Annotated in this window: 10 protein-coding genes and 1 pseudogene; 8 read left to right on the top strand and 3 right to left on the bottom strand. The window is 67.2% G+C overall.

All coding sequences use genetic code 11. The features are described 5' to 3' along the window. The first annotated feature begins 12 nt into the window (after positions 1-12). Positions 13-1,419, top strand: coding sequence for an FAD-binding oxidoreductase (locus tag AB431_RS17100; protein ID WP_047330935.1), 1,407 nt, complete (start codon positions 13-15; stop codon positions 1,417-1,419). A gap of 139 nt (positions 1,420-1,558) precedes the next feature. Continuing rightward, positions 1,559-2,254 (top strand): hypothetical protein, encoded by a 696-nt coding sequence (locus AB431_RS17095; protein ID WP_047330934.1) that lies wholly within the window; start codon positions 1,559-1,561, stop codon positions 2,252-2,254. Here AB431_RS17095 and AB431_RS17090 read toward each other — a convergent pair. Further along, positions 2,251-2,691, bottom strand: a complete 441-nt coding sequence (locus AB431_RS17090) for a nitroreductase/quinone reductase family protein (protein ID WP_047330933.1) — start codon at positions 2,689-2,691, stop codon at positions 2,251-2,253. The two genes, AB431_RS17095 and AB431_RS17090, sit on opposite strands and share 4 nt — an antisense overlap. A 100-nt stretch (positions 2,692-2,791) precedes the next feature. Here AB431_RS17090 and AB431_RS17085 point away from each other — a divergent pair, with 100 nt between their 5' ends. From AB431_RS17085 to AB431_RS17075, 3 genes are read left to right on the top strand one after another with little or no spacing between them, the layout of a single operon-like run. Further along, positions 2,792-3,532, top strand: coding sequence for a TetR/AcrR family transcriptional regulator (locus tag AB431_RS17085; RefSeq protein ID WP_200902652.1), 741 nt, complete (start codon positions 2,792-2,794; stop codon positions 3,530-3,532). After that, positions 3,529-4,020 carry a VOC family protein gene (locus AB431_RS17080; RefSeq protein WP_047330932.1) on the top strand — a complete coding sequence of 164 codons (492 nt, stop codon included), beginning with the start codon at positions 3,529-3,531 and terminating at the stop codon, positions 4,018-4,020. Before AB431_RS17085 ends, AB431_RS17080 begins: the two co-directional genes overlap by 4 nt. Then, complete coding sequence (locus AB431_RS17075) at positions 4,017-5,480, top strand: FAD-binding protein (protein ID WP_047330931.1); 1,464 nt, start codon at positions 4,017-4,019, stop codon at positions 5,478-5,480. Before AB431_RS17080 ends, AB431_RS17075 begins: the two co-directional genes overlap by 4 nt. 4 nt (positions 5,481-5,484) lie before the next feature. Here AB431_RS17075 and AB431_RS17070 read toward each other — a convergent pair. Together AB431_RS17070 and AB431_RS17065 are read right to left on the bottom strand one after the other, a co-directional pair. Continuing rightward, a pseudogene (locus AB431_RS17070) lies at positions 5,485-5,863 on the bottom strand (LuxR C-terminal-related transcriptional regulator); the annotation flags it as partial. An 84-nt stretch (positions 5,864-5,947) separates the two neighbouring features. Beyond that, positions 5,948-7,855: an ABC transporter ATP-binding protein/permease gene (locus AB431_RS17065; protein WP_162489446.1), complete on the bottom strand. Its 1,908-nt coding sequence runs from the start codon at positions 7,853-7,855 to the stop codon at positions 5,948-5,950. Between the two features lie 215 nt (positions 7,856-8,070). On the opposite strand from AB431_RS17065, the gene secA2 reads away from it, so the two are divergent. From secA2 to AB431_RS17050, 3 genes are read left to right on the top strand one after another with little or no spacing between them, the layout of a single operon-like run. Then, positions 8,071-10,404 (top strand): accessory Sec system translocase SecA2, encoded by a 2,334-nt coding sequence (secA2, locus tag AB431_RS17060; protein ID WP_047330929.1) that lies wholly within the window; start codon positions 8,071-8,073, stop codon positions 10,402-10,404. Between the two features lie 16 nt (positions 10,405-10,420). Beyond that, positions 10,421-11,017, top strand: a complete 597-nt coding sequence (locus tag AB431_RS17055; protein WP_047330928.1) for a CDP-alcohol phosphatidyltransferase family protein — start codon at positions 10,421-10,423, stop codon at positions 11,015-11,017. Next, positions 11,004-11,918 (top strand): DUF881 domain-containing protein, encoded by a 915-nt coding sequence (locus AB431_RS17050; RefSeq protein ID WP_047330927.1) that lies wholly within the window; start codon positions 11,004-11,006, stop codon positions 11,916-11,918. The genes AB431_RS17055 and AB431_RS17050 overlap by 14 nt, the downstream gene beginning before the upstream one ends. The last annotated feature ends 27 nt before the right edge of the window (positions 11,919-11,945 follow it).

The following is an 11,945-nucleotide window of genomic DNA, read 5'->3' as shown; positions in this document are numbered from 1 at the left end:
CACCATGCAACGGTGCAGACCGTATTCGATCGCCGAGTCGACCCCGCCCTGATTGCCCGGGCGTTGGGTCCGGCGGCGTTCGGATCGATGTGGCTGGACATCCCGCGGCCTGAATATCCGGCGCTGTCCGGCGGCCTGACCTGTGACTTGCTGGTGGTCGGCGGCGGGTACGCCGGCCTGTGGTCGGCGCTGCACGCCAAGCAGCGCAACCCCGGGGCGCGAGTGGTCTTGATCGAAGCCGAGCGGCTCGGATGGGCGGCATCGGGACGCAACGGGGGTTTCGTCGAAGCCAGCATCACGCATGGCGCCGAGAACGGAAAGTCGCGCTGGCCAACCGAATTCGAGCGCCTGGAAAAACTCGGCCTGGCCAACCTCGACGGGATGCAGGCCGATATCGAGTCCTACGGCATGAGTGTGGACTGGGAGCGCACCGGCATGCTGACGGTGGCCACCGAACCGCATCAGGTCGACTGGCTGGCCGAGGGTGCCGACGACGGCGAGGGCCGGTTCCTCGACCAGGCCGCTGTCCGCGACGAGGTCGCCTCGCCGACCTATCGGGCCGGCCTGTGGGCGACTGACACCTGCGCGATCGTCCATCCCGCCCGGCTGGTGTTCGAGCTGGCCCGCGCCTGCGCCGAGGCCGGCGTTGAAATCTTCGAACACACCTCGGCGCTGTCGGTGCAACGCGAACGGCGGGGGGTCCGGGTCCAGGCCCGCGCCGGGCTCATCGATTCCGATCAAATCGTGTTGGCCACCAACGTCTTTCCGAGTCTGCTAAAGCGCAACCGGCTACACACCATTCCGGTGTACGACTACGTGCTGGCCACCGAGCCACTGACCGCCGAACAGCTGGACCGCATCGGGTGGCGCTCACGGCAGGGCATCGGCGACAGCGGCAATCAGTTCCACTACTACCGTCTCTCGGCGGACAACCGGATCGTCTGGGGCGGCTACGACGCGGTCTATCACTACGGCCGTCGCGTCGACCCGATGTACGAGGACCGCCCGGAGACCTATCGCAAGCTGGCCGCACACTTCTTCATCACCTTCCCGCAACTCGAGGACGTCCGGTTCAGCCATCGTTGGGCCGGCGCAATCGACACCAACACCCGGTTCTGTGCGCACTGGGGCCTGGCCGGCCGGGGACGGATCGCCTACGTCAACGGATTCACCGGTCTGGGCGTCGGCGCGGCACGCTTCGCCGCCGACGTCTGCCTGGATCTGCTCGACGGTCATCCCACCGAGCGGACCGAGTTGGAGATGGTCAACCGCAAGCCGCTGCCGTTCCCGCCCGAACCGGTGGCCAGCGTCGGAATTCAGGCGACCCGATGGTCGCTCGATCGGGCGGACCATAACCAGGGCAAACGCAATCTCATCCTGCGCACACTCGATCGGCTGGGGCTGGGCTTCGACTCATAAGCCCATCTGGCGTGATTCCCGCGGCGACACGCCGGGTACGTCATAGCTCGTTGGTAACGATTTGAGATCGGCGCCGATACACAGTCGAGATTCTTTCGCGGCGCGTCCTTGACGAGTCGCCGACCGATCGGGGTGTACAGTGTCGCACTTTGCTCACAAAGTTGTCCTCGCCGCCGCAGCTGTCGTCGCCGCATCCGCGACCCTGGCACCGATCGCCCAGGCTACCCCCGGAGCCGTGGTCTCACCCGGGATGGAAATCCGCCAGGCCAGTAACGTGTGCACACTCGGCTATGTCGATCCGGTGGCGCGAGTCGCCTACTCGGCCGGCCACTGCCAGGCCGACGGCCCGGTGACCGACCGGGACGGTCGTTTCATCGGCATGGTGTCGACGTTCCAGGACAACACCCCCGACGGCGCCGTCGTGCGCACCGACCAGGTGATCTCCGACTACGAGATGATCACGCTGGGCGCCGACGTCACGGTCAACAACATCCTGCCCGGTGGGCGCCAGCTCGTCGCCGAGGCCGCTCCGCCGATGGCCAACGGTCAGCCGGTCTGCCACTTCGGCGTGATCACCGGTGAGAGCTGCGGCTCGATCGAGCGGGTCAACAACGGCTGGTTCACCATGGCGAACGGTGTGGTGAGCCAGAAGGGTGACTCCGGTGGCCCGGTGTACATGCCGGTCGACAACAACAAGGCCGTGATCGTCGGGCTCTTCAACAGCACCTGGGGCAACCTGCCCGCAGCGGTGTCATGGGTCGCCACCAGCCAGCAGGTTCGCGCCGGTGCCGACGTCGTCAACGTGGCTGCGGCCGAGCAGGCGAACGCCAACTAGCGGGCGAGCGCGAACACCGGGATTTTCGGTGCGGCAGCGCGCAATTGATCGGCAGTCGAGTCGGGCGTCAGCTCGGCGACGTGCCCCTTGACTTCCCAGTACCACCGGTCGAGGTAGCTCTTCAACAACGCGGGTTTGGCCTCGTCGTCGACTTCGGTGAGTGCGACTGTCGAACGCCGCCAACGTGAGCCGAGTTCCACCTCGCCGGCGGCCCGCGCGTTGCGGGCCCACTGGGTGTTGCCCCGCGGCGAAACCAGATAGTCCGTCCCGTCGACCTGCAACACGTTGACGACGACGCGGTGCGGCGCGCCGGATTTCCGCCCACGTACCCGCAGCGCGCGGGTGCCGGCGATGCTGATACCGGCCTCGGCGAGGTGGCGGATGACGACATTGAACGCGCGGGCAGCGGCGTTCGGGCGGTCGTAGTGCGTAGCCATGGGGTCTCCTCAAATTAGAGAGCAATGCTCTTGTTTTGAGGATGCCACCGCCGCCGTGGAATAGCAAGAGCAGTGTTCTCGGCTGTGCGAGACTCGGCACGTGGGGAAACGGCAGGACGCGCGGCAACGCATCGAGGCTCAGATTGTGGAGCTGGGCCGACGGCAGTTGGCCAGCGTGGGCGCCGCCGGCCTGTCGGTGCGCGCGATCGCCCGCGAGCTCGGCATGGTGTCCTCGGCGGTGTATCGCTACGTTTCCAGTCGCGACGCGCTACTGACCCTGCTGCTGGTCGACGCGTACTCCGACCTCGCCGACGCAGTCGGGCAGGCCCGCGCAGAAACCGATGGCGGCTGGCGAGCAGACGTCGCGGCCATCGCCCGCGCGATCCGGGGTTGGGCCCTGGAGCACCCGGCCGAGTGGGCGCTGCTGTACGGCACCCCGGTGCCGGGCTATCACGCCCCCGCCGAGTTGACCACCGGCCCCGGCACGCGGGTGATCGGCATGCTGTTCGATGCGGTGGCTTCCGGCGTGGTCACCGGCGACATTAGCCTCACCGAACACCATGTCGCACAACCGATGTCGACAGACCTGAGGCGGGTCCGCGACGAGTTCGGCTTTCCGGGCGACGACGCACTGGTGATCCGGTGCACCGCGGTCTGGGCGATCGTGATCGGGGCCGTCAGCCTTGAGGTTTTCGGCCAGTACGGAACCGACACCTTCACCGATCCGCAGGGATTGTTCGACCAGCAGATCGAGCTGGCCGTCGACATGTTGACCGCCGGACCGCAAACTAGAACACGTTCTAGCCACACCGGCGGGGCGGGGATATCCTCGAACCGATGACTGACCAGACACCTGTCCAGATCGCGTGGGTGACCGGCGACCTGGACGCCACCGAGGCGGCGCTGACCACGCTGCTCGGGGCCGCGAAATGGATCCGGATGCCGGACGTGCACTTCGGGCCGGATACCTGCGAGCACCGAGGCGCGCCCGCCGACTACCACGCCGACATCTCGCTGAGCTACGCCGGCGACACCCAGTTGGAGCTCATCGCGCCGACCCGTGGCGAGAGCATCTATACGGACTTCTTGGCCGACAGCGGGCCCGGGTTGCACCACATCTGCGTGGAGGTCCCCGACGCCGACGCCTTCGAGGCCGCGCTGACCGAAGCGGGCTCGAAGGCGGAGGTCGTCGCCCGCGGTGTCATGCCGGGCGGCATGCGGTTCGCGTACGTGTCCGCCGCCGCGGCCGGCGTGCCCTACCTGGAAATCGCTTACATCCCCGACGAGATCCGCACGTTCTTCGACTATGTGAAACAGGAGCAGCAATGAGTGGCCTGGACATTCCCACGACCGTCGCCGCCTCGGACGTGACCGAGTGGTCCGACGAGTTCGACGTCGTGGTGATCGGGTTCGGCATCGGCGGCGGGTGCGCGGCGGTCAGCGCCGCCGCCGCCGGCGCGCGGGTCCTCGTACTCGAGCGCGCAGCGGTCGCCGGTGGCACGACCTCGATGGCCGGCGGCCATTTCTACCTCGGTGGCGGAACCGCGGTGCAGAAGGCGACCGGGCACAGCGACAGCGTCGAGGAGATGTACAAGTACCTGGTCGCGGTGTCGCGTGAGCCCGAACTCGACAAGATCCGCGCCTACTGCGAGGGCAGCGTCGAGCACTTCGACTGGCTCGAGGAACTCGGGATCGCGTTCGAGCGGAGCTATTACCCCGAAAAGGCGGTCATCCAGCCCAACACCGAGGGCCTGATGTTCACCGGCAACGAGAAGGTGTGGCCGTACAAGAACATGGCAGTGCCCGCCCCGCGCGGCCACAAAGTGCCGGTTCCCGGTGACACCCAGGGCGCGGCCATGGTGATCGACCTGCTGCTCAAACGGTGCGCCGAGTTGGGTGTGCAGATCCGCTACGAGACCGGCGCGACCAACCTCGTGGTCGATGGCGACTCGGTGGTCGGGGTGTCGTGGAAGAAGTTCACCGAGACCGGGTCGATCCGGGCGAAGGCGGTAGTGATCGCCGCGGGTGGGTTCGTGATGAATCCGGAGATGGTCGCCAAGCTCACGCCGAAGCTCGCCGAGAAGCCGTTCGTGCTCGGCAACACCTACGACGACGGCCTGGGCATCCGCCTCGGTGAGTCGGTGGGCGGGGCAACCAAGCACATGGACCAGATCTTCATCACCGCGCCCGTCTACCCGCCGTCGATCCTGCTGACCGGAATCATCGTCAACAAGGAGGGCAAGCGGTTCGTCACCGAAGACTCCTACCATTCGCGCACTTCGGGTTTCGTGATGGACCAGCCCGACAGTGCGGCGTACCTGATCGTCGACGAAGCGCACATGCAGCGCCCGGAGATCCCGCTCATCACGTTCATCGACGGCTGGGAGACCGTTGAGGAGATGGAAGCCGCACTGGGCATCCCGCCAGGCAATCTTGTCGAGACACTGAACAACTACAACAAGTACGCCGCACAGGGCGAGGACCCCGAGTTCCACAAGCAGCCGGAATTCCTTGCGCCACAAGACAAGGGGCCGTGGGGGGCCTTCGATCTGACGCTCGGCAAGGCGATGTATTCCGGCTTCACCGTCGGCGGTCTGGCCACCGACGTCGACGGCGAGGTGTTGCGCGACGACGGCAGCGTGATCCCCGGGTTGTACGCGGCGGGCGCGTGCGCATCCAATATCGCCCAGGACGGCAAGGGTTATGCCAGTGGCACCCAGCTGGGGGAGGGCTCGTTCTTCGGGCGGCGCGCCGGAACGCACGCCGCCAAGGTGGCACTTGGCGGCTGAGACGTCAGGGCGACGACACCAGGCGATGATCGTAGGCGAACACGATCGCCGAGGCGCGGTCGCGCAGTCCGAGTTTGGTGAAGATCCGGCCGATGTGCGTCTTGACGGTGAGTGCGGAAATTCCGAGCTCGTGGGCAATTTCGCCGTTTGTCCGGCCTTTGCCGATCAGTGTGAGGACGTCGATCTCGCGCGGGGTGACGTTTTCCAGCGCGGTGTTGGGGCGCGTGGGCGCCCCGGTGCGCCGGTACGCGGTCAGGATTCGCGCGGTGACCGCCGGGTCGAGGAAACCCTGGCCGGCAGCGACCGCGCGCACGGCTCGGATGAGTTTCTTCGGCAGGCGAGTCCTTCAGCACGAAACCGGCTGCGCCGGCGCGGCTACTTCCATGAACTCGGTGCGCCGAGCACATCGTGCCGGGGACTGATCTTGAACTACGTCCCAGGGGGGACGCCGGGTACTACCGCGGCGATCAGACCGTCGCCGGTTCGTTGCCTTCGACGTGACCGAGGCGCCACTGGCCCTCGCCGAGCAGCTCCAGGTGCTTGACGTGATGCTGCTCGACGGTGCTGCGGTGGCTGACGCTGACCAGGATGGTGTTCGGCAGCTCGGTGCGCACCATCTCGTAGAGCGCGAACTCCAGACCCTCGTCCAGCGCCGAGGTGGCCTCGTCGAGGAAGACTGCCTTCGGCTTGGTCAGCAGCACGCGGGCGAACGCGATGCGCTGCTGCTCGCCCGGTGAGAGCACCTTCGCCCAGTCCTGGGACTCGTTGAGCCGAATCGTCAAGTGCGACAAAGCAACTTTGGACAGCGCCTGCTGCAGCTCGTCATCGCTGATCGCGCCGGATGTGGCCGGGTAGGACACCACCGTGCGCAGATCGCCCAGCGGGACATAGGGCATCTGCGACAGGAACATGGTGTCGTCATCGTCGGGGCGGCACAGGGTGCCCGAGGTGAACGGCCACAGCTGCGCGAGGCTGCGCAGCAGCGTCGTCTTGCCGGCGCCCGAGGGTCCGGTGATGACGAGCGTCTCGCCCGGCTCCAGCCGCAGATCGATCGGATCGACGAGCTGGGCGCCGCTGGGGGTGCGGACCTCGACCCGGCGCAACTCCACCGAGCCGTCGTGGCTGGCGACCGTGGTCAGCTTGGGCAGTTCGCGGGCCTCGGCGTTGGTTTCCACCAGACCGTGCAGACGGATGATGGCGGCCCGGTAGGAAGCGAACGAGTCATAGGCGTTGCGGAAAAACGACAGTGAGTCGTGGATGGAGCCGAACGCACTCGACGACTGGGTGACGTCACCGAGGTCGATCTGCCCGGCGAACAGCCGCGGCGCCTGGATCACCAACGGCAGCGGGTTGATGATCTGGCTCATCGACAGGTTCCAGCCGGTCAGGGCGATCGTGCGGTTCACATAGCGCTTGTAGTTGGCGATGATCTGGGCGAACTTGGCGCGCAGCAGCCCGCGCTCGGCGTTCTCGCCCCGATAGAAGCCGACGGCCTCGGCGGCATCACGCAGGCGCACCAGCGCGTAGCGGAACACGGCGTTGGTCAGCTCGTTGCGGAAACTCAGCTTGATCAGCGGGTGGCCGATCCAGAACGCGATGATCGTCGCGAAGATCACATAGACCAGGACCACCCAGAACAACGCGTGCCCGAGCGTCACCCCGAGGAACGTCAGCGGACCGGACAGGTTCCACAGGATCACGGTGAACGAAACGACCGTCACCAGAGAGTTGATGGCGCCGAACAGCAGGGTGTTGGAGCTCATGATCGTCGGCTGGTTCGGTGACGAGCCGACGCCGGCGGTGAAGATGTCGATGTCGTACTGGATGCGCTGGTCGGGGTTGTCGATATCGCTGTCGGTGAAGCGGGTGCGGTAGTACGCGTGGTCGTCAAGCCAGTCGCAGGTGAGCCGGTCGGTGAGCCACACGCGCCAGCGGATGATGAACCGCTGCATCAGATAGATGTCCAGCATCACCCGGCTGATGTAGATGGTTGCCAGAATGGCGAACAGGATCAGCGCCGCCCAGAACCCGTGGATGCCGGACTGCTTCATTTCCTCATTGCCGCCGCCGGCACCCTGGAACGCCACCTGCAGCGAGGTGTACAGGTCATTGCTGTAGTAGCTGAGCAGCACGTCGAGGCGCACCGAGATGATCGTCGACAACAGCAGCACGCCGACCCAGATCCAGACCCTGATGCTCTGCCGACCCTTGAAGTATTCGCCGGTGATCCGCCAGTACTGCCGGCCCCAGGTCGTGTACTTGGCCAGGATGACCAACACGATCAGGCTCAGGACGGCGCTGATGGCCCACGCCTTGGCGATCCAGATCAGGGACGGGACGAGCTCGTGTCCCCAGTCCATGGACGGGTGGAACATCTCCAACGCGCTTCTCCTCCGATGGCTTTCCCGGCGAACCTACCCCGGCATTCCGGCGAAGGCGCGCGGGTGTGTCAGATGACTAGCGAAATGTGAGCTTCAGCGCCGCCGTCAGACCCGGTGAAGCAAAGATAACCGGCCGCCCTGATAACTGCGGGTGCGTAACCGTCAGGTTGGTATCAGGCGTCCAACGGCGCCGACGGTACCGTTGACACGTGGCGAAAACTCGCAAGGACAGCGCTGTCGGACCCGGCCGCATCAGCCGGGGCTTCTGGCGCCTGCTCGGTGCCACCACCGAGAAGGCCAAGGAACATTCGATGGCTGAGGTGAACGCCTCGGCCGAGTTCAACGAGAAGGCCAAGGGCCTCGACGATGTGCAGCTGGCCAAGGCCGCGAAGTTGCTGGACCTCGGTGACCTCGCCTCGTCGGCTGATATCCCGCAGTTCCTGGCCATCGCCCGCGAGGCTGCGGACCGGACGACCGGACTCCGTCCCTTTGACGTACAGCTGGCCGGGGCGCTGCGCATGCTCGCCGGCGATGTCATCGAGATGGCCACCGGTGAGGGCAAGACGCTGGCCGGCGCCATCGCCGCTGCCGGCTACGCCCTCGGTGGGCGCAACGTCCACGTCGTCACCATCAACGACTACCTGGCCCGCCGCGACGCCGAGTGGATGGGCCCGCTGATCGAGGCGATGGGCCTCACGGTCGGCTGGATCACCGCCGAGTCGACGGCTGCGGAGCGCAGGGCCGCCTACCAGTGCAACGTCACGTACGCCTCGGTCAACGAAATCGGCTTCGACGTGCTGCGTGACCAGTTGGTCACCGACGTCGCCGACCTGGTCTCGCCCAACCCCGACGTCGCGCTGATCGACGAAGCCGACTCCGTGCTCGTCGACGAGGCGCTCGTGCCGCTGGTGCTGGCCGGCACCACGCATCGGGAGACCCCCAAGGTCGAAATCGTCCGTCTGGTCGGCGAACTCGCGGCCGGAAGGGATTACGACACCGACTCCGACAGCCGCAACGTCCACCTCACCGAGGAGGGGGCCAAGAAGCTCGAGGCCGCGCTCGGCGGGATCGATCTCTACTCCGAGGAGCACGTCAGCACCACCCTGACCGAGGTGAACGTCGCCCTGCACGCGCATGTGCTGCTGCAGCGCGACGTGCACTACATCGTCCGTGACGGCGCCGTGCAGCTGATCAACTCCAGCCGCGGCCGCATCGCCCAGCTGCAGCGCTGGCCGGATGGCCTGCAGGCGGCGGTCGAGGCCAAAGAAGGCATCGAGACCACCGAGACCGGCGAGGTGCTGGACACCATCACCGTGCAGGCGCTGATAAACCGCTATCCGACGGTCTGCGGAATGACCGGTACCGCGCTGGCCGCCGGTGAGCAGCTGCGCCAGTTCTACAAACTGGGCGTCTCACCGATCCCGCCGAACACGCCCAACATCCGCGAGGACGCCGACGACCGCGTCTACATCACCGCGGCGGCCAAGATCGAGGCGATCATGGAGCACATCGTCGATGTGCACGCCACCGGTCAGCCGATCCTGGTCGGCACCCACGACGTCGCCGAGTCCGAGGAACTGCACGAGCGGCTCGTCCGCCGCGGCGTTCCGGCGGTGGTCCTCAACGCCAAGAACGATGAGGAAGAGGCCGCCGTCATCGCCGAAGCCGGCAAGCTCGGCACCGTCACGGTCTCCACCCAGATGGCCGGCCGCGGTACCGACATCCGGCTCGGCGGGTCGGAGGAAACCGACCACGACAAAGTCGCCGAGCTAGGTGGCCTGCACGTCATCGGCACCGGGCGGCACCGCACCGAACGCCTGGACAACCAGCTGCGCGGCCGCGCGGGCCGCCAGGGCGACCCCGGCTCATCGGTGTTCTTCGCCAGCTGGGAGGACGACGTCGTCGTCGCCCACCTCGACGAGGGCAAGCTGCCCACCGAGGCCGACGAGACCGGGCGGATCACCAGCCCCAAGGCCGGCGCCCTGCTCGACCACGCCCAGCGGGTCGCCGAGGGCCGGCTGCTCGACGTACATGCCAACACCTGGCGCTACAACCAGCTCATCGCCCAGCAGCGGGCCATCATCGTGGAGCGGCGCAATACGCTGCTGAGCACGCCGGCCGCGCGCAACGAACTCAAGGAACTCTCGCCGGACCGATACGAGGAGCTCGCCGAGAAGTCCAGCGAGGAGCAGCTGGAGGTCATCTGCCGTCAGATCATGCTGTTCCACCTCGACCGCGGCTGGGCCGACCACCTGGCTTACCTGGCCGACATCCGGGAGAGCATCCACCTGCGAGCGCTGGGCCGGCAGAACCCGCTCGACGAGTTCCACCGGATGGCCGTCGACGCGTTCGCGAACCTGGCCGCCGACGCCATCGAGGCCGCCCAGCAGACCTTTGAAACCGCCAACATCCTCGAAGAGGAGCAGGGCCTGGACCTGTCGAAGCTGGCGCGCCCGACCTCGACATGGACCTACATGGTCCACGACAACCCGCTCAACGACGACACGTTGTCCGCGCTCAGCCTGCCCGGGGTCTTCCGCTAGGGCTAAGTTCATCACCATGGACCGCCGTGATCGGGTGCTGACGATCCCGAACGTCCTGTCGGTGATCCGGCTGGTGCTGGTGCCGGTGTTCCTGTACCTGCTCCTTGCCACCGACGCGTACGCACTCGCGGTCGCGATCCTGATGTTCAGCGGCTTCTCCGACTGGGCGGACGGCAAGATCGCTCGCCTGGTGCCCAACCAGTCGTCGCGCTTGGGTGCGCTGCTGGACCCGCTGGTCGACCGGATCTACATGCTGGCCGTGCCGCTGGGTATGGGCTTCGCCGGTGTGGTGCCGTGGTGGCTGATCGCGACCCTGATCGGCCGTGATCTGGTGCTGGCCGCCACCCTTCCGGTGGTGCGCAGCCGAGGACTGACCGCGCTGCCGGTCACCTACATCGGCAAGGCCGCGACGTTTGCGCTGATGTCCGGTTTCCCGCTGGTGCTGCTCGGCCAGTGGGATGCGACGTGGAGCCATGTGATCGGCGCGTGTGGCTGGGGTTTCCTGATCTGGGGCGTCGGCATGTACCTGTGGTCGGCGGTGCTGTACCTGCTGCAGGTCCGTCTGGTCGTGACCACGCTGCCCAAGTCCGGCGTCACCGATGCCCGCACCTGACAGCGCGCTCGGCGGCTACGACCCGCAGGCCGGCCGCAGCGAACGCCACGAGCAGCGGCCCACCCTGATCCCGCTGCCGGGCCTGCTGCGCTCGCTACTGACCGAACACCTCGACCCCGGGTACGCCGCCGCTGCCGCCCAGCGCGAACAGGCCGCGCAACCCCGCCGACCGCTGGCCACCCACGCGTGGGAGGCGCTGGCCGCCGTGCTGATCGCGGTCGTGTTCGCCGCCGCCGTCGCGCAGGCGCGGTCGACCGCGCCGGGCGTGAACGCGGCCCAGCAGGTGCTGGCCGCCAGCGTGCGGTCCGCCGAAGGCACCACCGACCGGCTCACCCGCCGCCGCGACGAGCTGGCCGCCGAGGCCGACACCGTCCAGCGCCGCCAGCTGCGCGAGGACGCGGCCGGCCGCGATCTGCTCAGCCGGCTCGATGCGCTCAGCCTGGCCGCCGCTTCGACCGCCGTCATCGGGCCCGGCCTCGCCATCACGGTGACCGACCCCGGCATCGGGCGCGACCTGTCCGACGTTTCCAAGCAGCGGGTGGCCGGCAGCCGCCAGATCATTCTGGATCGCGATCTTCAGCTCGTGGTGAACTCACTGTGGGCCAGCGGCGCCGAGGCGATCTCGGTCGGGGGAGTCCGAATGGGACCCAACGTGACGATCCGCCAGGCGGGCGGCGCCATCCTGGTCGACAATCATCCGATCAGCAGCCCCTACACCATTCTGGCGGTGGGATCGCCCAGCCAGATGCGCGATACGTTCGACCGCAGCGGCGGACTGCAGCGGTTGCGGCTGCTGGAGGTGTCCTACGGGGTGGGGGTCAGCGTGAGCAGCGGCGACGGCCTGTCGTTGCCCGCGGGTGCGGTACGGGAGATTAAATTTGCGAAGCAGATCGGTCGGTAGGGGGTCCGGTGGGCAGCAGTGACCCGG

The organism is Mycobacterium sp. EPa45, assembly GCF_001021385.1.
In the GTDB taxonomy this organism is placed as follows: Bacteria; Actinomycetota; Actinomycetes; order Mycobacteriales; family Mycobacteriaceae; genus Mycobacterium.
Note: the sequence above shows the minus strand (reverse complement) of the source record. Positions and strands in the feature narration are given on the sequence as shown.